The organism is Prevotella melaninogenica, assembly GCF_003609775.1.
Lineage (GTDB): Bacteria > Bacteroidota > Bacteroidia > Bacteroidales > Bacteroidaceae > Prevotella > Prevotella melaninogenica_A.
In genome coordinates, this window is the sequence record NZ_AP018050.1 from 1,213,850 (window position 1) to 1,239,332 (window position 25,483).

General features: G+C 39.5%; 18 protein-coding genes. All 18 read right to left on the bottom strand.

The window, feature by feature from the left end:
• Positions 1 to 127 precede the first annotated feature (127 nt).
• The 18 genes from gyrA to rimO all read right to left on the bottom strand — a co-directional run bounded on the left by gyrA (position 128) and on the right by rimO (position 25,387).
• Positions 128 to 2,707 carry a DNA gyrase subunit A gene (gyrA, locus tag PMEL_RS11560; protein WP_120175412.1) on the bottom strand — a complete coding sequence of 860 codons (2,580 nt, stop codon included), beginning with the start codon at positions 2,705 to 2,707 and terminating at the stop codon, positions 128 to 130.
• Between the two features lie 223 nt (positions 2,708 to 2,930).
• A complete protein-coding gene (locus tag PMEL_RS11565) occupies positions 2,931 to 3,869 on the bottom strand; it encodes an IS30 family transposase (RefSeq protein ID WP_120173978.1) in 939 nt (312 codons plus the stop codon).
• A 178-nt stretch (positions 3,870 to 4,047) separates the two neighbouring features.
• Complete coding sequence (locus tag PMEL_RS11570; RefSeq protein ID WP_120175558.1) at positions 4,048 to 6,804, bottom strand: TonB-dependent receptor; 2,757 nt, start codon at positions 6,802 to 6,804, stop codon at positions 4,048 to 4,050.
• Between the two features lie 1,242 nt (positions 6,805 to 8,046).
• On the bottom strand, positions 8,047 to 8,559 hold the full coding sequence (locus PMEL_RS11580) for a hypothetical protein (RefSeq protein ID WP_120175414.1): 513 nt from the start codon (positions 8,557 to 8,559) through the stop codon (positions 8,047 to 8,049).
• Positions 8,556 to 10,523 (bottom strand): NAD(+) synthase, encoded by a 1,968-nt coding sequence (locus PMEL_RS11585; RefSeq protein WP_120175415.1) that lies wholly within the window; start codon positions 10,521 to 10,523, stop codon positions 8,556 to 8,558. The genes PMEL_RS11580 and PMEL_RS11585 overlap by 4 nt, the downstream gene beginning before the upstream one ends.
• 14 nt (positions 10,524 to 10,537) lie before the next feature.
• On the bottom strand, positions 10,538 to 11,758 hold the full coding sequence (locus PMEL_RS11590) for a DUF2027 domain-containing protein (protein WP_120175416.1): 1,221 nt from the start codon (positions 11,756 to 11,758) through the stop codon (positions 10,538 to 10,540).
• A gap of 121 nt (positions 11,759 to 11,879) precedes the next feature.
• Positions 11,880 to 13,151 (bottom strand): S-adenosylmethionine:tRNA ribosyltransferase-isomerase, encoded by a 1,272-nt coding sequence (locus PMEL_RS11595; protein WP_120175417.1) that lies wholly within the window; start codon positions 13,149 to 13,151, stop codon positions 11,880 to 11,882.
• Between the two features lie 9 nt (positions 13,152 to 13,160).
• On the bottom strand, positions 13,161 to 13,856 hold the full coding sequence (locus PMEL_RS11600; RefSeq protein ID WP_120175418.1) for a phosphatase PAP2 family protein: 696 nt from the start codon (positions 13,854 to 13,856) through the stop codon (positions 13,161 to 13,163).
• A gap of 39 nt (positions 13,857 to 13,895) precedes the next feature.
• Positions 13,896 to 16,451, bottom strand: a complete 2,556-nt coding sequence (locus tag PMEL_RS11605; RefSeq protein ID WP_120175559.1) for a BatD family protein — start codon at positions 16,449 to 16,451, stop codon at positions 13,896 to 13,898.
• A gap of 10 nt (positions 16,452 to 16,461) precedes the next feature.
• A complete protein-coding gene (locus PMEL_RS11610) occupies positions 16,462 to 17,151 on the bottom strand; it encodes a tetratricopeptide repeat protein (RefSeq protein ID WP_120175560.1) in 690 nt (229 codons plus the stop codon).
• 4 nt (positions 17,152 to 17,155) lie between these two features.
• Complete coding sequence (locus PMEL_RS11615; protein WP_120175419.1) at positions 17,156 to 18,151, bottom strand: VWA domain-containing protein; 996 nt, start codon at positions 18,149 to 18,151, stop codon at positions 17,156 to 17,158.
• A 57-nt stretch (positions 18,152 to 18,208) separates the two neighbouring features.
• The gene (locus PMEL_RS11620; RefSeq protein WP_120175420.1) at positions 18,209 to 19,165 is read right to left on the bottom strand and encodes a vWA domain-containing protein; all 957 of its coding nucleotides are present in this window, start codon (positions 19,163 to 19,165) and stop codon (positions 18,209 to 18,211) included.
• Between the two features lie 19 nt (positions 19,166 to 19,184).
• Positions 19,185 to 20,219, bottom strand: a complete 1,035-nt coding sequence (locus PMEL_RS11625) for a DUF4381 domain-containing protein (protein ID WP_120175421.1) — start codon at positions 20,217 to 20,219, stop codon at positions 19,185 to 19,187.
• Positions 20,216 to 21,088 carry a DUF58 domain-containing protein gene (locus PMEL_RS11630; protein ID WP_120175422.1) on the bottom strand — a complete coding sequence of 291 codons (873 nt, stop codon included), beginning with the start codon at positions 21,086 to 21,088 and terminating at the stop codon, positions 20,216 to 20,218. The genes PMEL_RS11625 and PMEL_RS11630 overlap by 4 nt, the downstream gene beginning before the upstream one ends.
• A gap of 50 nt (positions 21,089 to 21,138) precedes the next feature.
• Positions 21,139 to 22,134: an AAA family ATPase gene (locus tag PMEL_RS11635; protein ID WP_120175423.1), complete on the bottom strand. Its 996-nt coding sequence runs from the start codon at positions 22,132 to 22,134 to the stop codon at positions 21,139 to 21,141.
• A gap of 188 nt (positions 22,135 to 22,322) precedes the next feature.
• Positions 22,323 to 23,699, bottom strand: a complete 1,377-nt coding sequence (locus PMEL_RS11640) for an HU family DNA-binding protein (RefSeq protein WP_120175424.1) — start codon at positions 23,697 to 23,699, stop codon at positions 22,323 to 22,325.
• Entirely contained in the window at positions 23,692 to 23,985 is a 294-nt protein-coding gene (locus PMEL_RS11645; protein WP_120175425.1) for an HU family DNA-binding protein, read from the bottom strand. Before PMEL_RS11645 ends, PMEL_RS11640 begins: the two co-directional genes overlap by 8 nt.
• Before the next feature lie 100 nt (positions 23,986 to 24,085).
• On the bottom strand, positions 24,086 to 25,387 hold the full coding sequence (rimO, locus tag PMEL_RS11650; RefSeq protein WP_120175426.1) for a 30S ribosomal protein S12 methylthiotransferase RimO: 1,302 nt from the start codon (positions 25,385 to 25,387) through the stop codon (positions 24,086 to 24,088).
• Between the last annotated feature and the right edge of the window lie 96 nt (positions 25,388 to 25,483).

Here is a 25,483-nt window from a genome sequence, read left to right on the forward strand (position 1 = left end):
ATAATTCTATGTTAATTCAGAATTCAGAATTCATAATTCATAATTCATAATTATGATTACCGATGATTATAAGAGCTTTGAGACAAGCAACTTGTCAACTAATCAACTCGTTCACTCGTCAACTCGTTCACTCGAAATCAACTGGTGTTACCTCAGTGTTATCTACTGATGATGCCTTACCCTCGATATTCTCAGTGTTGTTTGGAAGTTCTTCGTTGTTTTCTTCCTCAACCTCTGACTCCATCTCAGAACTCATCACCTTACATACAGATGCGATGACATCGTTCTTCTTTGCGAGGTTAATAAGGCGTACACCCTGTGTTGCACGACCCATAACGCGGCACTCAGCAACTGACATGCGGATAACAATACCACTCTTGTTGATAATCATCAAGTCGTTATCATCAGTAACGTTCTTGATAGCAACAAGTTTACCGGTCTTCTCCGTAATATTCAGTGTCTTAACACCCTTACCGCCACGATTAGTCAATCGGTAGTCTTCTACCTGTGAACGCTTACCATAGCCCTCCTCTGACACAACCATAACGGTCTCTTTGACTGGGTCATTTACAACAATCATGCCAACAACCTCGTCCTGTCCGTCATCATCTAATCGCATACCACGTACACCAGTAGAAACACGGCCCATTGTACGGATATTTGCCTCATCGAAGCGGCAAGCACGACCATTGCGATCAGCAATGATAAGTTCGTTATGACCATTTGTCAAGCGAACATCTACTACCTCATCACCTTCGTTGATATTAATAGCAATCACACCATTGGTACGAGGGCGTGAGTAAGCACGGAGAGAAGTCTTCTTAACGATACCCTGCTTTGTTGCAAATACTACATAGTGAGAATCGAGGAAGTCATCATCGTCCAAGCCCTGAATACGCAAGAATGCGTTAACAGAATCGCCCGGCTCAAGTGAGAGCATATTCTGGATAGCACGTCCCTTTGAGTTCTTATCACCCTCAGGGATGTCATAACACTTCATCCAGTAGCAGCGTCCCTTACGAGTAAAGAACAGCATTGTCTGGTGCATTGTTGCTGGATAAATATATTCGGTGAAGTCCTTCTCACGAGTACGAGCACCCTTTGAGCCTACACCACCACGCGCCTGCTCCTTAAAGTCTGCAAGCGGTGTGCGCTTGATATAACCAAGGTGGCTGATAGTAATAACAACAGGGTCATTAGGATAGAAATCCTCAGCATTAAACTCATGCTCATCAGGGATAATCTCTGTACGACGAACATCGCCATACTTCTCCTTCACCTCCTGCAACTCTTCCTTCATTACCTCCTTGCAACGCTCAGGATTATTAAGAATCTCCTGCAAGTCCTTGATGGTTTGCATCAATTCCTCAAACTCCTGATGCAACTGATCAAGACGAAGACCAGTCAGCTGTGACAAACGCATATCAACGATTGCCTTTGACTGAAGCTCATCGAAATCAAAACGCTTCTCGAGGTTCTTCTGAGCCTCAGAAGGTGTCTTGCTGGCACGAATAATACGGACAACCTCATCAATATTGTCACAAGCCTTAATCAATGCCTCCAAGATATGTGCGCGTTCTTGTGCCTTCTTAAGGTCAAACTGAGCACGACGGATAGTTACATCATGACGATGCTCAACGAAGTACTTAATGCACTCACGAAGACTCAACAAACGTGGACGACCAGCAACTAACGCGATACAGTTTACAGAGAAAGAACTCTGCAAGGCTGTCATCTTAAAGAGCTTATTCAGAATGACGTTTGCATTCGCATCACGCTTCACGTCAACAACGATACGCATACCCTGACGGCCCGTCTCGTCATTTACGTTAGAGATACCTTCAAGCTTGCCTTCCTTCACGAGGTCAGCAATATATTCTATAAGTTGCTGCTTATTAACTCCGTAAGGAATCTCCGTCACAACAATCTTATCGTGGCTCTCATCGCTCTCAATCTCAGCCTTAGCACGCATTACGACACGACCACGACCAGTCTCATAGGCATCTTTAACACCTTGAAGACCATAAATATAAGCACCCGTTGGGAAGTCTGGAGCAGGAATAAACTCCATCAAACCATCAGTAGATATCTCTGGATTATCAATATAAGCACAACATCCATCGATAACCTCACTAAGGTTATGCGTAGGGATATTTGTTGCCATACCCACAGCAATACCATTACCACCATTTACAAGCAGGTTAGGAATCTTTGTAGGCATCACAGCTGGTTCGCGCAACGTATCGTCGAAGTTGTTGACCATGTCAACCGTATCCTTCTCGATATCGTCCATAACGTGCTCACCCATCTTTGAGAGGCGGCACTCAGTATAACGCATCGCAGCAGCAGAGTCACCATCGACAGAACCAAAGTTACCCTGTCCATCAACCAACTTGTAGCGCATATTCCAGTCCTGTCCCATACGCACAAGCGCACCGTAAACAGAAGAGTCACCATGTGGGTGATACTTACCAAGTACCTCACCGACAACGCGGGCGCACTTCTTGTAAGGCTGGTTGCTAAAGTTACCGATACCGCGCATACCGAAGAGAATACGGCGGTGAACAGGCTTAAAACCGTCACGAACATCAGGGAGGGCACGTGCCACAATCACCGACATTGAGTAGTCGATGTAGGAGCTTTTCATCTCCTCCTCGATGTTGATCTTAATAATTCTGTCCTGATCAATTGTCTGATTTTCGTCCATTATATATTTTTTCTGTTATAAATTTCTATCACTTTAACGAAGCTCATCTCCATAAGGCTAAAATTGCCCACAATAGCCTTTATTTCCTTTCTGAGCCGTTTTCGTACTTTTTCAAGGTGTAAAGATACGAACATTTTTTGATACCACAAAGGGCTTATAACGAAAAAATGTTATCAGGACATATTATTTCAAGAGCTCGCAGAGTCAACCAGCAAGTGCAAAATTACAAAACGTGTTTAAAGAACTCGCACTTTGGATTAGAAAAGTTTAATTTTTCTCTTGGTCTTTCGTTCAATTTCTTTTGTATGGACATAATTCTCTTGTCCGTATATTTATCAAACGAATCCTTTTTAGGTATATACTGCCTGATTAATTTGTTTGTATTCTCAACAGTTCCCTTTTGCCATGAACAATATGGGTCAGCGAAGTACACGGGCACTCCTAAGTATTTTGTGATGTCCTTATGTGCTGCAAATTCAGGTCCGTTATCTGTTGTAATTGTCTTCAGGCTGTCTTTGTATGGCAGCAGTAGTTTCCTAACCACCTTTACCAGAGGCTTTGACATTTTTCCAAATGGCAGTTTCTGCATAAACAACATATTGGTGGATTTCTCCACTATTGTGAGTATGGCGTGCTGGGCAGGATCGACGATCAAGTCCATCTCAAAATCTCCGAATCTCTTCCCGTCAACTTCCTTACTTCTTTCATGGATACTCACCCTGTCCTTTATTGGAAGATGTCCGCCTTGGGGACGATGCCTGTATTTCATCTTATGCCTTGTGTGCTCTGCAAGCTTCCCTGTTGTGTCATTGTGGATAATGTTATAGATGGACTGGTGGGAGACCTCTATACTCTCATTTATGCGCAGATACCCTGATATTTGTCTTGGAGACCACTGGTCGTTGATAATATATTCTTTAATTCTCCAAACTAATTCGTCGGAGAGTTTGGCGTTAGTTACCGTGCTCTTTCTGCGCTGCATAGCCATATCATGCGCCTTCGTCCAGATATACTTTCCCGAAGGCGTACTGTTGCGTTTGATTTCACGTGAGAGTGTTGACTGACTAATACCGACGATCTCGGCAATTTCTTTTCTCGCTGTTTTCTTTTGGAGTAAGGCAAAAATTTGCGACCTTTGCTCCGAGATTAATTGATGATACATTTGCAATACAAAGTTAGTTAATCTTTGGGAGACTTCGGTCTCCTTTTTTATTTGTATTGCTGGTTGTTTCTTTTTCCTCTCCGAGAGATGCAGACAACCTCTCGCTACGCGTCGAGAACGTCTGCATCTCTCGGAGAGGGACACTCTTTTATTGCACTTCGTTTTGGAACTTGCAGCTTTATTTCTTTTTTGGATTTACGTTAAATCTCCATGACAAGGACAACAGTACATATCGGGGAATACTATTATTCCATGTTTCCGTCCTACCCTGTGCGTCCATTATATATTGAGTATTAGAGAGCTGGCGAAGCATATCAAAGCCTTGCAACGTTACTAAAAGTCGCTTGTCAATAAAACTGCGGCTTAGCTGTGCATTCCATATCCAATCAGTAGTATTTATCTCTGAGAGCTGATAACCACGACGAGCAAACATGGTCAGGTCGGTGGTTAACTGCAGTTTCCATGGCAAAGTTACCTGCATATTCATACCTATATCATAATCTCCAGCATGAATATTACTAAATCCCTCACGTTTGCTTTTAATCAGATAGTATGTACCTCCGCTATGAAACGTGAACTCATAGTTATCATTTGGACGATAATTAAGTTTCAAGACATTACCTATCTTCCAATTATTAACGATGCTCCACGAACTTTGCGCAGCTCCTTGCACCATCGCCATATCAACGCTATGATTATATTTGAAGGATGCTTGATTATCAAGCGTCAATTTCCGCGCTTTATCCAACGCACGTATATATTCTATTCTTAAATCGTATCGCCTGTTACCATTCACGCTGACGGGCTGAATGGTTGAAACACCCGTTTGTTTATCAAAGACAAGGCTATAAGCCACGGCATTATCCGTCTGATGATAACCCATGTTGATGCTTAGCTTGTTATTCTCCTTTCCATTAAATGTTTTGTTAGCTTCTATGTCATAATAATGAATATTGCGCAGTTGCGAATTGCCTAATATGACATTCATCGGATTTCTATCATCACGATAATCAATCATCGTTGTTAGGTCGGGAAAATTAGAATGCATCTTTGCATTTATCTCCCATGTTTCACTTCTCAGCCCTATAGTAGGTTCAAAGAACACGCCATGTCGAGACACATCGTGCCGACCCATACGATGATAATAAAGTTTGGCATGCGCTATCTGGATAGGCAGTTCAACAGACACCTCACATTTTAGGAATTTACTACGCAGATTTCTATAACCGAAGTTAAAGCGATGACTGTTTTGATACTGCGTAAAGTGATAACTGTTGTCCCTATCAAGGACAGTAGACAAGATGCTTAGGGAAGAAGGTAATTTGTCGAACAGACTGCTGTCCCGTCCAGAAATTTTGTCGAGACGATAGAGCGGATTATCCGTTTTGACGTAAGAATAGGCGTAATTATAGCCTGGCTGCAGGGATATATTCCTGAAACCCCAATTATAACTGGTACCTGCTGTCAGATTGAGATTCTGATTAAGGCAGTCTGTGTATTGATTACGATAGTCACGGGGCTGACCATGCTGCAGATACTCCAAATCCTGCAAGGAGAAGGTTTTTTGCGTATTACGGTTATATGTAATTCCGAAGTCCCACCTAATCATATCAGCTATGAGGCTTATTCCATTGCTATTTTTTAAATTAAAATCTATATTCTTCGATTCAAGGCTATTTGCCGACAACATACGGTTAAGCAACGATTGATTGTCAGACGTCTCGATATTGCTGTTGTTCAGGTCATGGCTATGGGCATAGGAAAGGGAAAGATTATTAATCGTATAATATTTGTCTTTTTGAATATATAAACCACTACCCGCTGCCCAACTGTCAGAACTTCCTAACGACTTGTACCTGCTATGCTGATATGCGTCTCCACCATACAAGAAAGTCTGTTTAGAGGAGAGAGACTCGTTGTCTGTGTTTGTATGATTCCACAGACTATTTAGTTCAAACCAAGAAAAGTCATTCCCTAAAAAGCGTATATATTGAGCACCGACGCTTTTATTCGTCTGTAATCCACTCCCTACATCTTGTGGGCTCCACTCGCCATTAAGTGCTGCCCGCTGGTTGTTGTTAAGATTGTTGTTGTTAGCAAATATCCCGACACGTTCTTTGTCGGAGAATCTTACGGCTAAACCACGTAGCTTGTATCTGTTTTTCGAGCCCGCACCTGCCTCAATGTTACCCATATAGCCGATGGCATACTCCTTCTTCAGCCTTACGTCCATCACATAGCTCTTGTCGCCCATATTACGTCCTGCCACCACCGAAGCCGCCCCCGACTTGTTGAAAACCTTGATTTTATTGACTGTATAGGCTGGCAGATTCTCCAGTGCCAACTTAGGATTCCCGCTGAAAAACTCCCGTCCGTTGACTAAAAGACTTTGGATATACTTACCATTCACGAATATCAGCCCCTCTTTGGTCAGCCGTGCGCCTGGCAATCTGCTGATTAGTGCGTCCAGCATGCTGCCCTCTGCAAGATTAAAGGCGTCGGCATTGTAGACAATCGTATCGCCCGCAAAAACCATTTTGACCTTTGTAGCCTTTACGGTCACTTCTGCCAATTCGTGCGCCTTTGCCAATCGTATTGACTTTACAAATACAGAAAACTCTCGCTTACTCCTCAACACAAAGCGCATATAGCCGTCCTCATAACCCTCAGCACTTGCCCGCACGATATAATTCCCAACCTTCGTCAAATTTGTAAACTGATAGAAGCCCGCATATTCTCCAGCCTCTGCAGGTGCGGCTATCAAGCTATCTATAACAACACTGTCTGAGGTCATCAGGTAAACCTTGGCACTTGGCACTCCAGCTCCCGTCATGTTATCAAGCACTCGGCCTTGAACAGGGATTGTGTCATCGTTTGCCTGTACATTACTGCAGCAAAATAACAATATTAACAACAAAAGTAGTCCGTTTCTCATAAGATAGTCTGGCGTAGATGGTCGGTGATATATAGATTGCCCAATTTGATTACAAAGATAAATAATATCTTTCTGAAAAACAAGAATATGGGCATTTAAAACATACATACTATTGCAACTTGCACCATAAATCCCTGTCAATGACCTCCTTACCTCTGCATAACCTTCCGTTCAAAGCTCCAAACCCCTGAATAGATTGCAATCACAAATCACAACAATCACAAATCATATTAAGGTTTTTCCGTATTTACTGATATCAATGAAAGACATTATATATTATTATTTATTAATAAGGTATTATATTATATGGGACTTTATTATTCTTGTATTGAAATTCCTTATTATGATTTTGTGATTTGTGATTTTTGTGATTGTCTTCGCCCCCCTTAGTACCTGTAAAGGTACAAAATATAATCAAAAATGCAAAATCTCAAACGTGTGAAAAAATATTATTCACAAGCTAACACGCTGTACTTATGGAGATTATAAATAATTGATAAGTGACAACAGCCTGACAATTACAAGATGATTATCCCCTTTGAAAACTAAATAACACAAAACATATTGCCCTCAAAAATTACAAAATTACAATTACAAATTACATTAAGGTTGGTCGGGGTATCTGCTCAGCAGCTAAGAGGATAAAGTTTTATTATAATATATAATATATATTATATATTATAATAAAGTTTATAATATTACTAATTATTATATTTATCATTCTAAAACTATCAGTTTTTACCCCCTATACAAGAAAAGAAAACCCTGATGGGCCTTAATGTAATTTGTAATTGTAATTTTGTAATCGAGGGAGAGAATCTCCAAGATGCTCTACTATCAAGAATCAATCTGTTCGATAATAAAACAAAATATGTTTACGATTTGGATAAAAAATATTTTAAGCCTATCTTTTCACCCGACAAAGCATATCTAAACATATTACGGATATGCCCTTTAGTAAGCTTAGAAAGGGCTTATACGCATAAAGAAAACAAATGATAGCAATAGTGTGCCAAGCGTTGGTGAACAATTGCTCACAACGACTATAACACACTTATGTACAACAGTTTACAAGCAATAAAACACTTTTTAACACGCCCTTTTCTTGCAATCTTCAAAATAAATAGTTACCTTTGTATGGTCAATATGAAAGACCGCGGAAGAAATGAAAAACAACACAAACCGTCATCAGCTGTGAAGCTAAAAAGACACATCATCAGCAGTGAAGTTTTTAAACATAAATCAGCTGTGAAACTCTAAGACATACATATCTGCCCACACTGTTATGTCAGCAATCACAGAACTGCCCTCACGCTGAAATCGAAGGATATTGCTCGCTGGCTTGACTTGCTGCAGCTGATAGCCATGCGACTGAAGCCCAGACAGCAAAGCACGATAATACCCCTTGTCCCAAAAGACGATTTGCAACGCTCCTCCCCTATCGTCAATGACAGCAAGGCTTGAATTGTCCTTCTTGGCAAAGAGTCTATAAAAAGGCTGTTTTGATTGGTCAAAATCCGTGTTAGGACCGACATGCCAACCCCATAGCTGACGAGAGTCATCAACCACCAATTCTGCAGGTATCTGCCTAAGCCCATACTTACTGAAAAGATAAGGTGCAACAGCCCGTTTCCCTTTCTGCACCTGATATTGAAGTAATTCGAGCACAGGCAATGGAAGTAAAGGCAGAATCCCCTGCGCAGATGTGCACAGAGGAATCAGTATGAGGATAAGTTGAAAGATTATTCGCTTCATGACAGTCCTTCCAACTCATTGAGCCAGTTGGTTGACATCGCATCTGATGGCATTCGCCAGTCGCCACGTGGTGAAAGGCTCACACTGCCCACCTTTGGTCCGTCTGGCAAGCATGAACGCTTGAATTGCTGTGAGAAGAATCTACGGAAGAAAATGCGCATCCAATGAAGAATGACGCTATTTGGATAAACTCCACGGAAGGCATTCTGCGCCATCCAATAGATTTTTGAAGGGCGGAAACCACAACGAAGAACGTAATAAAGGAAGAAGTCGTGAAGCTCGTAAGGGCCAACGAGGTCTTCTGTCTTCTGAGCAATATCTCCCTGTGCATCAGCAGGCTTCAACTCTGGTGAGATAGGTGTTTCCACGATGTCGGTCAATATCTGACGTACGTTCTCATCCTTAGTCGTATCGGCAGCATAGCGCACAAGATATTGTGTCAGCGTCTTTGGAACACCCGCATTCACGGCGTACATGCTCATGTGGTCGCCATTATAGGTACACCATCCCAAGGCAAGTTCGCTGAGGTCACCAGTACCGATGACAAGTCCGTTCATCTGATTGCTGAGGTCCATCAAAATCTGCGTACGTTCACGTGCTTGTGCATTCTCATAAGTAGAATCATGTACCTCTGGGTCATGACCAATATCCTTAAAATGCTGTAGAACTGAGGCTTTAATATCAATCTCGCGAATAGTTATACCGAGATTCTCCATCAGTGCCATAGCATTCTTATAGGTTCGGCCCGATGTTCCGAATCCCGGCATAGTAACACCGACGATGCCTTTACGGTCAAGCCCAAGTTTGTCAAAGGTTTTGACAACAACAAGGAGGGCAAGCGTGGAATCAAGTCCACCACTGATGCCGATAATGGCTGATTTACAATCAGTATGTACTAATCTCTTTGCCAATCCGCTGACCTGAATGTTATAAATTTCATCGCAGGCATCCTGCATATTCTCTGACTTAGGAATGAAAGGATGCTGGTCGAACTCTCGTGTCAGTGTAAACTCACGAGGATTGAGTGGAGGCTGACAATCAACATGTAAGGCGAGTTCGCCAATCTGCCCAGTGATACCCGCTAATCCTGAAGCAACAGGACGTTGTGCGTTGACAAAGGTGCTATTGGTACGGCGTTCGCCACGTAAATTTTCAATATCAATTTCAGAAATAACTAACTGTGGGTCAAGCTGGAAACGCTCTGATTGCTTTACAAGTGAGCCATTCTCAAAAATCAGCGCATTGCCACCAAAGGCAACATCTTGCGTACTCTCACCGAAACCGCTACTGCTATAAACATATCCGCTAATGGTACGAGCACTCTGCTGAGCAAGGAGCGACTTTAAGTAAGCGTGCTTTCCGATGAGTTCATCACTCGTTGAAAGATTGAAGATAATCTCAGCACCTGCCAAGGCAAGATGATTGCTTGGAGGCGTTGGAGCCCATACATCCTCACAGATTTCAATAGCAAAGGTTGCACCCTCTGACGTGCGGAAAATCTGTAACTCTGGTGTTACGAGAATATTATTACCAGCAAAGAGAATATGCTGCGGGCGAAGGTCTTGTGAAGACGCAAACCATCGTTTCTCATAAAATTCGCTGTAATTAGGTAAGAAAGTCTTAGCCACAATTCCTAAGAGTTTTCCTTGCTGGATAACCAGTGCACAGTTAAGAAGTAGCGCACCCACAGCAACTGGCGCACCGACAATGACTGTTATATCCAACTGACGAGTAAATTCGAGTAATTCAATGACGGCTTGCTCAGTATCATCAAGAAGAAGCTGTTGCTGGAAAAGGTCCTGACAAGTATAACCCGTCATCGAAAGCTCTGGGAAGACAATAATCTCTACGCCCTGCCCGTCGGCAACAGTAATCTGCTTCTCTGTTTCTATAAGGTTGAACTTTGTATCTGCAACCTTCACTGCAGGAATGGCTGCAGCAACCTTTATAAGTCCGTGTTTCATATAAAACGCAAAATTTATTTAATTGTTACCTGAGTAGCTCCATAGCCGTATTCACGGAAAGAAGCATCTTGATAAGAATAATGCTTGTATTTATAATTAAGTTCGTGGATGATAGCATGGCGCAATACGCCTTCGCCCTTTCCATGAATAAAGATGAGTTTCTTACCATGATGAGCCTTATATTGCTCAAGTGTACGACGGAAGGTATCTAACTGATATTCAAGGATATCGGCTGCATTCATACCTACTGTTGTCTCAAGAAGTTCATCAGCATGAAGGTCTATAATAATTTTATCATCGCTGAGAATCTGCTTTGCTGGCTTCTTACGCTCAAATTTATAACGCTTGGCAAGTTCGTCCGTCTTCTTGTCAATCTCTTCTTCTGACAGACGGCTTGGAGAGGAATAGCCCACCTTCAACTTCTCTGTGGCTTCGTCCTCACCTTTCCTTGTTAAAGGTTCAAACATCGGATGTTGAACCATTTTATCCTTCTCTATCAACGTATATATCAACGCTAACTGCTCGAAGAAGTCGCTTTCGTGAAAAGTATTGAGCTTATAGAATTTTACGGCATCAATCTTCACCTGAATGTCACAAGTTGGCTTGAGCGCAAAGGGCTTATCCTTCTTATAGCTGTGAAGTTGAACACATCCCTGCAACATATCGTTGAGGTCGGCAAGCGTAAAATCCTCTATCAACAACTTCATATTTGGCTCTAATTCTCCAACAGCCTTCAGCATCCACTTATCCTCCTGCTTTAAGGCGTAGGAGAAGTGAATGTAATAATTAGAGTCATTAACAAGATAAGACTTAAAGTGTGTCGTCGTCAGATTCTTTATATCTGTTGGTGTAAAAGCCAAATAGACAGACAATTCATCACCACCCACACGTTCTCTTACTGGAGCTTCAAAGTTAACGGAAGGGTCATCATTGGGTTCAACATCTACGCTAACATCACGCCAATTTCCCCCTATTTCCTCTTCTTCTACCCCTGAAGCTGTCAATCGTTGCTTAATACTACGATTGTCCTCGCCTTTCTCCATTTTGCGTTGCTGCTGATCAATACGCAGCTTCGCACGGTCGGTAGCGGCATCCTCTACAACAACAACCTCGCTGGCTACTGTTGGAATCTGAAAACCATCTTCATCTTCGACCAAAACGATTTTACCTTTGAATCCAGCGATGACACCACCGCCTGTAGAACTCAAAAATCTAACTTTATCTCCTATTTTCATTTTTTCTTCTTAATGTTTATAAAGAATGCAACCAATATCTTATAATTAGCTGCATTTCCCCCTCTTTTAAATGCCAAATCTATAAATAAAATTTATAAATCCTCACGCTGAGGGAAAAATACTATGGTATCAATAATGAAGAGTCTCCATAGCTTAGGAAGCGGAAATCATGACTGAGGGCATAATCATAAACCTTACGCCAATCGCCCTTTAAGAAAGCACTCACCAAAAGCAAGAGCGTTGATTGAGGCTGATGGAAATTGGTTACGAGTGCCTTGACTATCTTGTAAGTATAACCTGGAGCAATAATAATCTGTGTACTTGAATGTAACACATTTAATCCGTCTTTATCCAAATAAGCAAGTAAATGACGAATAGAATCCTCTGCTGTTATTACCTTACCATCAACTTCTACCAGTCCTTCTGCATTATGTGGCAAGTCGTATGGCTCCCATTGATTGACATGAAGGTCCTTCTCTATTGTGTCTGGAGATAACACTAACTTTACCCCCATATAATAAAGGCTCTCTAATGTTCTCACACTTGTCGTTCCTACAGCAACTGCTTGACAGCCATGCTTTAGTAGTTTCTCCAAGGTCTGACGACGAACAACAACAAACTCTGTGTGCATGCTATGCCCCTCAATCTCCTGACTCTTCACAGGCTTGAAGGTTCCTGCACCTACATGAAGCGTAAGTTCCTCACGATCAACACCATGCTCATCCAAAGCTTTCAGTACTTTATCGGTAAAGTGAAGCCCAGCTGTAGGTGCTGCCACTGAGCCCTTAATCTTTGAATATACTGTTTGATAAGTTTCCTTATCACTTTCCTCTGTCGCACGGTTAAGATACGGAGGAATTGGCAATTCACCTACGACTTCAAGAATTTCAGCAAATGAAATGTTTGAATTATCCCACTCAAATTGAATCCAATGATTCGTTCCACCAGCTTGCTCCTGCACCTTGCTGCGGTCCATTGTCACTGTGAGCGTCAGTTTCTGACCTTTGATTTCAAATGCACGTTTTAATGCACCTTCCTTCCACTTCTTAAGATTGCCAACCATACAAAGCCACGCACACTCATGATTTGTTTGAAACATCAACTCATAATCTGTTGGTTGTGCTGGTTCCATGAGGAAGACTTCAATAAGTGCTCCAGTTTCCTTACGGAAGTGCATACGTGCTTGAATAACTTTCGTGTTATTGAAAACCATCAACGCTCCCTTAGGCAAATATTCAGGAAGATTATAAAAAATGTCCTCCGATACCTCACCATGCTTATAAAGCAAAAGCTTGCTATGGTCGCGCTCTGTCAACGGAAACTTGGCGATGCACTCATCAGGGAGTGGATAGTTGTAATCAGAAATGCTAATATGTTTTGTATCTTCAGACATAACTTTATTTTATATGGATAAAACGGCCCGAAAAGCCGCATAAATAAATGACAAGATAAGTACACAAATAACAACGTCTATATCTGCGAAACTATAGCCTGTTCGCGTATATTTTGTTGAAATATAATGTAATTTGTCGCTAAACCGAATATAAATGCGAAGGTATAAAAAATAAATGAAAACAGCGACACTTGAGCCAAATATCATTCCTACAAGTACATCAGAAGGATAATGAACGCCAAGATAAGGACGTGTTAGTGATACTATAATGCTCCACGTTATCATCAAGATAGAAAAGATGCGGTCACGTACCAATAAACAGAAGAATACAGCAACCACAAAGGCATTGGCAGTATGAGAAGAGAAGAAACTATAACCGCTGGCAGTATAGTGATTTACTGCCATAACTATCCCTTGTAAATCAGAATTGTTAAGAGGACGTGGTCGGGCTACAAATGGCTTGACAACACCAAGATTTAAACCATTAACGATAAGAAGCCCCAACGCCACCGTTCCAATAACAAGCATTATCTTTTGCCAATTCTCATTATTCTTTATAACCAGATAAAGCAAAGACGCATAAAGAGGAATCCATGTAAGAGCATTGGTCACCGTAAGAACAAAATAATCAATAAAAAGGTTATCGCCTCCATTGAAAGCGAGTAAAATTGATTTATCAAGTTCTCTTAATACATCTAAATTCATTGTTTGGATTCTATAAGAAACTCTCTGTCAAGTTGTCGTTTATATAGCTTCAACATTATCAGCCTTTATCCAGCCTTGACGACCATCACTTAACTTTATTTCAGTCCATTGGCTCATACTGTTATCAGTAATTCTAACTTTAGATCCTTCATGGAGGATGAAGGCTTCAGCAGACTTCTGATCAGGAGTCTTTCTAACAACTGCCGAAGGAGTCATGATAATACCATGAGATTCGGAATCCAACAAATAGACTTGCTGTATTGCGAAAAATGTATTAATAATAAAAAAGAGGAAGAAGAGAGGTAATACCATCTTCGATAATTTCCTGAGAAACTCAATCTCAACAAACAGATAGGCAACAAGTGCTAAAAGTGAAATAAAAAGACAAATAAGACTAAGGATAGCCCACTTGTCAACACTCATGAAATTAACTAATGCCTTATACCATGTGACAAAAAACATCTCTGGCTCTGGAGTCAGATTATCAATTGTCTTTGATTGTGCCAACTGAAGGTTAAAACGAATATCTTCATCGCTTGGAGCAAGGCGTTGAGCACGCTCATAAGAAAGTACTGCATGTGGGATGTTATCAAGGCGATAGTAGCTATTGCCAAGATTATAATATAAGGCTGCAGATTCGCCCTGCTTTAATAGTTTCTCATAACCTTTAACTGCTTGCATGTAATTTCCTTTTTGATATAGCTTGTCGACATCAGCCTTTGTTTGTGCTGACAACTGCAAAGAGAAAATAGACATACAGATGACAAAGAAGAAGAAGAAATTAAATGTCTTCTTGCTTGATGGCTTTAATTTCTTAACCGCTTCTTCCATATCAGCTATTGCTTTCATTGCTGCATCAAGTGTTCGTTTCATATTACCTTTCTCATCTCCAGGAGCATAACGCTCATATTCACATTCATCAATAGCAGCAATGTAGTTATCAATCACATCGAATGGTACATTGATTTTACTAAACTGATCATTAATATTATCACGTGATAATAACTCAATAGGAAGGTTGAGCTTATCACTCGCATAACCCCATAATGTCTTCAAAACCTCATCATAAAAATCAAGATTCTTATTCTTCAACATTAAGAGTTCTGCTGCATGCAAACGACTGGATGCGATACGATTAGCATTCTTTCCACGTTTAAGTACCATATCCACACGATGCGCAAAGCGATCACGATAGTAGAATGATAATGCACCCCCTACTCCCAATAGTAAAAGAAGAATTATATAGTATGTCACAGAACCAAAGAAGAAGTTGCCAACTTTATCAAGAGAACTCTCTCCAATTTTCAATGGTAAGATATCTTCATTTGGTAAATCAACAGAAAGAATATCTTTTGAAGAGCTGTCACCTCTTGATACTTTTAACTCCATCGGTTCTGTCTGCAGCGTTACGTATTTCTTCTGCGCTAAATCATAGTAGCAGAACTTTACAGGAGGAATAGCAACAAGTCCTTCCTGATGAGGAATAACGACCTGATCATAAACCATGTTACCCTCTGCACCCTTTGTTGTCAACTGGGTCTTATCGGTTATCTTTACATCGTATGCTTCAAATCCCTTAGGAATCTGAATGATTGGTTTTTTAATTAGTTTCAAGTTTCCTGCTCCACTTACAACAACACGAATCGTAATAGGATTACCAGACTTTACCTCTTTCTTATTTAATTGTGCTGAAAGGTTGAAATGACCTACACCACCAGAGAAATCTGCAGGACGACTTGGCAATGGTAAAACCTTGACTGCTAATCCTGGTGCTACAATATCTTTTTTAAAGCTTGTACTACCACCATCAATACCAAAGGCTTCAAATGGATTGAAACTATTAGATTCTTGAATAACACCATGGAAAGTCAATGACGGAACCTGCAATGTTCCTGTCATTTGTGGATACATTACATACTGACTCCAAGTAACGCAATTATATAAACGTTTTCCGATTCGTTCCTTGTGGAAAGTCTTCTGTTGTGGTAAGTCTACTTCTTGTACATGAAAACCAACCAAATCAGGCATTTTACCAATAAGTTGGCGCAAGTTCTTTGTTGTATAAACTTTATATGTAAGTAATACTGGCTCTTGCTCGTAGACAGTAGTCTTATTTGCATTTACTTTAATGAATAAATCGTTAGCAGTTATCTTAGCAGCAGCTGCACGAGAATCTGTGCGGGATTCATAGTGCCCACCACTTGTTGTACCATGAGAACCTGTAGTAGCAACAATTTTTACGGGTGTAGATGCAAGTTCCTGATCATTCACAAATATATGTGCAGGACCTATACTAACATTTCCCTTCTTTGTAGCTATGAAAACGTATGTAAATGATACAGAAGAAGAACTACTTGCATGTCCATCAATAAATTGATAATTTGATTGAGAAGAAGTTGCAGGGCCAAACACTTTCTCAAGTCCACTTGATAACTTTCCCAATTGAAATCTACGAACATCTTGAGTGTATACGACGTATTCAACCTGAAACTCCTCGCCTACTGTCACTTGTTTAGGTGCAGCCACCCGAACGCGTTGTGCTTGTAAAAGACAAACACTCATGAGGGACAGAAATAAAATTATATATCGTTTCATATTTTCAATATTACCAGTTTTTATCAAGTTTTTTATCAGAAGGTTGGCGCATTACTCTTGACAAACGTTCTTGAGTTTCCTTCTCCTGTTGTTTAACAGCATTAAGAAGTTGCTCAGCATTGTCTTTGCTCATACCTTGATTATTTTTTTGTTGTTTATTCTTCTGAGTATTGTTCTTTTGATTCTGATTTTGGGATTGATTTTTTTTCTTATTTTTATCCTTATCAGACTTATTCTTATCATTATTAGATGACTGCTGATTTTGTTGCTGCTGTTTCTGCTTACGCTTACACAACTCTAAGTTATATCGAGCATTCTTATGGTTAGGATTACTACGCAAAGCACTTTTATAAGCTTCTATAGCTTTTGCATAATCTTGATCATCTTGAAAAATAGTACCTAAATTATTATAACTACTTGACAGACGAACAGGGTCTTTCTCTAACTTCGCAGCATTATCATAAAACTTTTTTGCTTCCTCATTCTTCTTCTGTGCTTGTAGGCTTCTACCCAAATTATAATTTGCAATAGCATTATTACCATCTTTGTCAACTGCCTTACGATAAAGAATTTCCGATTGAGCATAATTCTTTGAAGAGAAAAGCCTATTTCCCTCTCTTATGAGTTGATTTGACGTTTGAGCATTTACTCCAACGAACATCAACAACAGACATATTATGATATAAAGTCGTTTTACCATACCTTTAACAACGTCTTTTTCTTTCAAGTAATAAGACATCTACAATCAGTAGAATTACGACAAGCAACGCCAATGCTTGAAATTGCTCATCAAAGTCGCTATAAACAACATTGTTAATTTTGCCTTTCTGCAGTTTATTAAGTTCTCTACTCAACACAACATCAGCCGTACTGCTATTAGTAACATGCAGATAAACTCCATGTCCAGCAGTTGCTATCTGTTTACACATTTCTTCGTTAAGGCAAGTCTTCACAACTTCTCCATTAGACTTTTTCAATTCACTGCCGTCAGGCATAGGAATTGTACCACCTTCTTTAGAGCCAACACCTAAAATAAAGACTTTAATACCCTTACTTTGTGCCTGCTTTGCCATTTCCTCTGCTCCACCTTCGTTATCTTCACCATCAGTTATTAAGATAATTGCCTTTCCTACCTTAGAATTTGGTGTAAAGCTATTCATTGATAGCTGAAGGGCTTTACCAATATCTGTTCCCTGTGTTCCGATTAATGAAGGATTAATATTATCCAAAAACATCTTGGCTGAAACATAATCACTTGTTATTGGAAGTTGAACAAAAGCATCACCCGCAAAGACAATCAGTCCTATCTTGTCTTCACTAAACTTATTCATTAAATTCTCAACCAACAACTTACTCTTTTCTAAACGTGAAGGCGCAACATCCTCTGCAAGCATTGAATTGCTAATATCGAGTGCTATAATTGTCTCTATACCTTCTCTCTCTTTATTTGTAGCTATCTTACTACCTACCTGTGGACGAGCCACAATCAGTATAAGAAGTAACAACACCAATTCTACTAAAACAAATTTTATCCAACCTCTCTTCTGACTTATCATAGGAGAAAGTTGGTGTATAAGTGCAGGATTCCCAAACTTTTCCATTCGTTGCTTGCGCTTACGAACAGAGTATAAGTAGATGATTACTGATAAAGGTATCAGTAATAACAACCACAAATATATGGGACTATCAAATCTAAACATTCTTCAACTAATCTTGTTAAACGAGCAAATATCTTCAGTAACAGCTGAGCAAAAGCTTTATGGCAATCGTCTAAAAACGGTCCAACGAAGCATTAACTCCAAACAGAAGAGTAATAAGGCCAACCAAGCAAAAGGCATATAAGCCTCATGTAGATGGTCGTATGACTTGATACTCATCTTTGTTTTCTCAAGTTTATCAATATCTCGATAAATCTTTGATAATTCAGCTTGACTCTGTGCTCTATAAAATTCACCATTCGTTAACACAGCAATATCTTGCAATGTCTTATAATCAATGGCACCTATATCTTCTCCTGTCTCTCTTCCCAAACCTATAGTATAAACTCTGATACCAAACTTCTTTGCTATGGTAGCAGCTGTCATTGGAGAAATAGAACCAACATTATTACTACCATCGGTTAACAGAATAACAACCTTACTCTTAGCTTTAGAATCTTTCAAGCGACTAACAGAGTTAGCTAATCCCATACCGATAGCAGTACCATCTTGCATCAATCCACTTGTAACCAAATCTGTACGAACATTATGAAGAAGATTCAACAACGCTGCATGATCAAGGGTCATTGGACACTGTGTAAAGGCTTCACCTGCGAATATGGTAAGTCCAATGTTATCACTTGGACGACTACTGATAAATTCAGACGCAACCTCCTTTGCAACTTCCATACGATTAGGGAAAACATCCTCTGTCAACATACTTGCTGAAATATCCATTGTCAGCATGATGTCAATACCCTCAGTATCTTTATTATCCCAAGCATTATAAGTTTGTGGACGTGCCAAAACAATGACTACTAATGCGTAAACTATACAACGCAAAGCCATAGGGAGATGAATCATTTTCACCTTCCAATTTCTGGGAGCATGTTGATAAGCGAATGTATCGCTCATCCTCATGGTTGGTTCTTTACCTTTACCGCGAAGGAAATACCACAATATATATGGTATCAACAAAAGCAGTAAAAGGAAATATGCACTATTGGCAAATTCCATTTCTATAATTCTATTTATATTACATCAAAAGCGCATAGGCTTCAGACGCAGCGTAAAGAAGTAAAGCTACAGACGTCACTATAAGTAATCCGATAATTATCTTTAATGTCTTATGTGAACGAGTATCTTTTATTTCCTCTTTTGATTCTTCAATAACCTCTATTGGCTCTTCAACCTTTGTGCTATCTATAAAGCGAGTAATACTATCAAGATAATAATCCATGTCATTCGCATCAGTTGAATATTTAGCGAATTTTACAAGGTCAGCTGTATTAAATACTACTCTTAATTCAGAAACATCACATACATCATTAATGCTTTCTAATATCTCGTGAGAGATCATTTCCAATGCATTGATATTGAAACGCTGTGAGATATATTTTCTTAGTACATTTGTCACATCTGTATAATAGGCTTTCTGCTCTTTATATGACATCTTGTTAGCAGCTATTTCAGAAAGGTCATGCTTTGCCTGTTCATAGAATGAAAGCACGCGAGTCTTCTTTGGCGTCCAACCATGTTTCTTACGGTGGAGAGTTTTATAAAGATAGAAAGCAATACAGACAAGTATAAGTGCAAGTACAATTACTGAAATTACAGGAACCCATTCCCCCCATGAGAAAGGGACCTTTTGAATATCATCTGGTGGCATCGGAGTACTTTTCACAGTATCAACAGGAACAGCCTGGACATCCAGAGCAACATTACCTGTCATCTTAGTTTCACCACCAATAATAACATTCTGCGCAGGAAGAGTGTAACGTTTTGCATCCCAAGCAGTTATGGTATATATACGTCTAATTCTTATCTTGCCATTTGCATCAGCTGTGTCAGACCGAGCACTAAGTACTTCTACATCTGGAACTATCTCTTTTTTATTATTAAATTCAGGAAAAGAAATCTTCGTCCCTTTAGGTGCATATACAGTAATGAAATAGTGTGAACGCCCACCTATCAATATCTTGGTAGAATCCACACTTGCCGTTACCTGTACTTGTGCATGGCTTACAACTGCCAGGATAAGCAATATAAATATAACAATATATTTTCTCATCGGTTCCTCTTTGAAAACAACGTCATCAACATCTTTACATAGTCGTCATCCGTTGCTATAGCCACACTATCTACATGACTCTGACTTAGCATTTCATGTAGACGCATTTCGCGCTCCTCCCAATATTTATTATGTACTTTACGCAAACGAGCATCATGTGTATCAATATACATTTCATGCCCAGTCTCAGCATCTACAACCTTCATTAAACCAACATCAGGCATTTCTTTTGCTCGAGGATCATAAACTTGAATTGCAACAACATCGTGCTTTTTATTAGCTATTCGTAGTTCTTGACTAAAATCCTTACGAGTATAGAAATCACTGATTATGAAGGCTGTGCATCGACGCTTCATTACCTTATTAAGGTATTCAAGACTTACGCCAACTTCTGTCCTTTTGCTATTCGGAGTAAAAGTAAGCATCTCTCGAATAAGATAGAGAATATGCTTACGTCCTTTCTTTGGTGCAATATACTTCTCTATATGGTCTGAGAAAAATATAACGCCTATCTTGTCATTATTTTGAATGGCAGAGAAAGCCAATGTTGCAGCTATCTCTGTTGCACATTCTCGTTTTAACTGACCAGAAGTACCAAAATCAAGAGATCCACTAACATCAATAAGCAACATCACTGTCAATTCACGTTCCTCTTCAAAGACCTTCACATAAGGGCGATGAAAGCGACCAGTTACATTCCAATCTATATCTCTAACATCATCACCATACTGATACTCTCTGACCTCTGAAAAAACCATACCACGACCCTTGAAGGCAGAGTGATACTGCCCAGCAAAGATATTTTGGCTCAGTCCTAAGGTCTTAATTTCTATCTTACGGACTTTCTTTAGTAATTCAGTAGTATCCATAGAAAATGATAATAATGCTTCTTAAACTCTTCTAAGAATATAATTGAAGATTAAGGCACCTGAACTTTATTGATAATCTCGCTGATAATCTTCTCTGTTGTAAGGTCAGTTGCTTCTGCTTCGTATGATAAGCCAATTCTATGACGAAGTACGTCATGTGCAACTGCACGAACATCTTCAGGAACAACATAACCGCGATGTTTAATAAAGGCGTATGCACGACTTGCCTTAGCAAGATTGATACTTGCACGTGGACTACCACCAAAAGTTATCATTTGCTTCAATTCTGGTAATTGATAACGCTCTGGATAGCGCGTAGCAAAAACAATATCAGCAATATATTGCAGGATTTTATCATCAATATATACATCCTTAACAACGCGACGTGCTTCAAGAATTTCATTAGCACTAATAACAGGATGTACAACTGGCATGGTTTCTTGAAGATTCTCACGAATAACAAGTTTCTCTTCCTCTAAGGTTGGATAATCAATAACAACCTTCAGCATAAAACGGTCAACCTGTGCCTCGGGAAGCATATAAGTACCCTCCTGCTCTATTGGGTTCTGAGTAGCCAATACGAGGAATGGATCTGGGAGTGTAAACGTTGAATCACCAATTGTCACTTGATGTTCCTGCATAGCTTCCAACAATGCACTCTGAACCTTTGCTGGAGCACGGTTAATTTCATCTGCAAGTACAAAATTAGCAAATACAGGACCTTTCTTTACATGAAACGCTTCATCCTTCTGCGAATAAATCTGTGTACCAATAACATCAGCTGGCAAAAGATCAGGAGTAAACTGAATACGACTATAACGAGCATCAACAAGCTGTGATAGAGTCTTTATAGCAAGGGTTTTTGCCAACCCAGGCACACCCTCAAGTAGAATATGACCATCACTGAGCAATGAAATAAGTAATGAGTCTATTAGGTGTCTTTGACCAACGATAACCTGATTCATACCTGTTGTAAGGTTGGTAACAAAAGAACTCTGTCTTTCTATCCGCTCGTTCAACTCTCTAATATCAATAGATTCTGCCATTATCTTATGAATTATTATTGTACTATTATATTCTTATTCTATTAGTCGCAAAAGTACAACATAAATGCGGATGAAGCGAAGAATAGTGTCTAAATTATATTAAAAAAGTCCTTAAAACTAATTTTAAGGACTTTTTCTACATAATTACACTTGTATAAAACAAATGTAGCTTTGTTATATTTAAATACTTACTTTCTATACTCTGGTCTTAATTCAACCTTTGGAACTTTCATTGTGTCACCTGCTTGCATTGTCTTACGACCATTAAGAACCTGGAAATATCCAACCATGTCGGCACCAAGTGTCTTTCGACTGTATTTCTCCATCGTCTCACCTTTCTTTAGCACAACAATGCGGTCAATGCCTATAATATTATAAGCACCATAACGGATACGAGGATCACTATTTAAAGCCATAAAAGAATCAACTTTAGCCGTTTCTTTCTTTTTAGGTGCTTTATGAACTTTTGTTGCTGTAGTATCTGCAGAAACCGTCTTTGTTCCAAGGGAAGTATGGTTATCAGAATTATTCACTTGCTCAGCGACTTCTTTTGTATTCTTCCGTGAGTTTGAGCTACCCATTCGTGCCCAAAGAAAAATACCAAGGCATATTATAATAATAAATGCAATTAACGCAACCTTCTTCAACAAACCATTTTCAGAACCTTCTACATCATTATTTTCATCTTCAGAAATATTTGTAGACTCTGAAGTCTTTGACAATTCTATTTTCTCTATATTCTCTTCGCGTAAAGGTTCTTCTTGCTTCTCTAAAACATTTGATACGGCTTGCACTGGCTTAACATCGACTTCTATAGTATCCTCTTCTACCTTTGTATCAGCCTTTACATCAGTAACTGTTTCAACTTCTGATTCAACCGTTGGTTCAACCTTTGACTCAGTTTCTACAATAACCTTTTCTACTTCCTTATTATACTCTTCGAGAACAGAAGTTTTTTCTTCTGTTTCTAATATTTCTTCTACATTTGAAGAAGGCTCTTCGATTACATCGATAGGCAAGCTATTTTCAATAAGACTATCATCAACGTCGACAGCAGATGCTTTTGCCGAACTATTCTCAATTACGTCTTCTTTAGTAACTTCTACCTCTATTTTCTCTTCCTTGACAACAGTAGTTTTCTCTTGGTCTAAAGTTTTTTCAGGAGTAAAATCATTGACAATTTCTGACTTAACTTCATCAGAACTTTCCTCAACAGGAACACGCTCTAACTCCTCTGTATCAACACCATCATTGATTACAACAGTTTCAAATTGTGAGAAAGGTTTATTTACAAGTTCCTTCATCACAGCATCTGGAGTAAAACTTATCTTGTCATGTCCTTCAATAAGCACACGTTCACCCGTATTAACATTAACACTCTCACGAGGTTTTACAGATTGAACCTTAAAAGTACCAAGTCCCTTAATTTTTACTTGATTACCATTTTTAAGTTCAGAACTTACTATATCAAAAAAGGCATCAACAAAAGCTGCCGCTTCTGCTGCTGACAGATTATACTGTTTAGCTAATGCACTTATTATCTGTTGTATTGCAGTCTTAGCCATTTTCCTGTCCTCCCTTTCTTACATGTCCTTTTATTGTTGCAGCAGGCTTGAAATTAAGAACCAACTTTGGAGGAACCAGCATACGCAAACCTGTTGAAGGATTAACCATCACACGTTCCAAACGTTTTTTAACCTCAAACGTTCCAAAACCAACAACTGGTACAGGGTCACCCGTTTCAAAGGATTTCCCCATCAAGTCTACAACAGTCTTCACCATCTTTTGGCTTTCATCCTGCGTGTATCCAGTTTTTGCTGCTAATGCTGCAATGAATTCTTTATTATTCATTCTGTTTTCTCCCTTTATTCAAAAATTCAGAACCTATAATCGAATTAATTCAAGTTAAGATTCTCAAAATCAATATATTGAACTATGAACTTATGGATTATCATTTTACAACCTCACCAAAAAGGTCAAACTCATCAGAGTCTGTTATGCGAACATCATAGAACTTACCTACACGTAAAGGATTATCTGTCGATGAAATCAAAACTTCTGGATCTACCTCTGGTGAACAGAACTCTGTGCGCCCAACATAGTATTCTCCTTCCTTACGGTCAATAATAACCTTAAAGGTTTTACCTACCTTCTCTGCTTCCAGTTCTTCTGATATTCCTTGCTGAATAGCCATTAGTTCATCAAGACGAGCCTGTTTTACATCCTCTGGAACATTGTCTTTGTAATGTTTGGCACTGTACGTTCCTTCTTCCTCCGAATAAGAGAATGCACCCATACGTTCAAAGCGAGCTTCAGTAACAAACTCTTTTAATTCTTCAAAGTCTTCATCAGTCTCACCTGGGAAACCAACAAGAAGTGTGGTACGAAGATGAATACCAGGAACGCGACGACGTATCTCTGCTATTAGGTCAAGCGTCTCTTGCTTACTCACATGTCGACGCATACGATCAAGCATGTGATCAGAAATATGCTGAAAGGCAATGTCTAAATATTTACAGACGTTTGGTTTTTCTGCGATTACATCGAGAAGATCAAGTGGGAACTGATTAGGATAAGCATAATGAAGGCGAATCCATTCTACTCCCTCTATATCGGCCATTCGTGATATAAGTTCAGTAATATGATGTTTACCATCAAGATCTACACCATAGTAAGTCAATTCTTGCTCAATAATCTGAAACTCCTTCACACCTTGAACAACAAGTCCTCTTACCTCATCCAAAACATCCTCGACAGGACGTGAACGATGACGACCTGTAATCAAGGGAATAGCACAATAAGCACAATGACGATCACAACCTTCAGCAATCTTTACATAGGCATAATGACGTGGCGTCGTTAGGTGACGAACACCGTTACATGCAGGAACATCAGCCTTACCAAGTTCTTTCAGTAATTCTTTATAATTAAACTTACCATAGAATTTATCTACCTCTGGAAGTTCTGCTTCAAGTTCGTCTTTGTATCGTTGTGACAGACAGCCCATTACATAGAGCTTATTAAGCTGTCCATTCTTCTTTCTATTGATAAATTCAAGAATCGTATTGATACTTTCTTCCTTTGCAGCTTCGATGAATCCGCATGTATTGATAACAGCAATCTCACCTTGTGGACGTTTTGCATCATGTGTACAATGAAAGCCGTTTCCTTCAAATTGCTTCATGATTAGCTCTGAATCTACAAGATTCTTTGAGCAGCCCATGGTTACAATATCTATCTGATTTTTCTTCATTCGTTCTTTGTTTAGTGATAAGCGTTGAATGTTGGATGTTGATGAATTGCATAAATGGATGTAATATCACTTCATCAACACCCAACACCCAACATT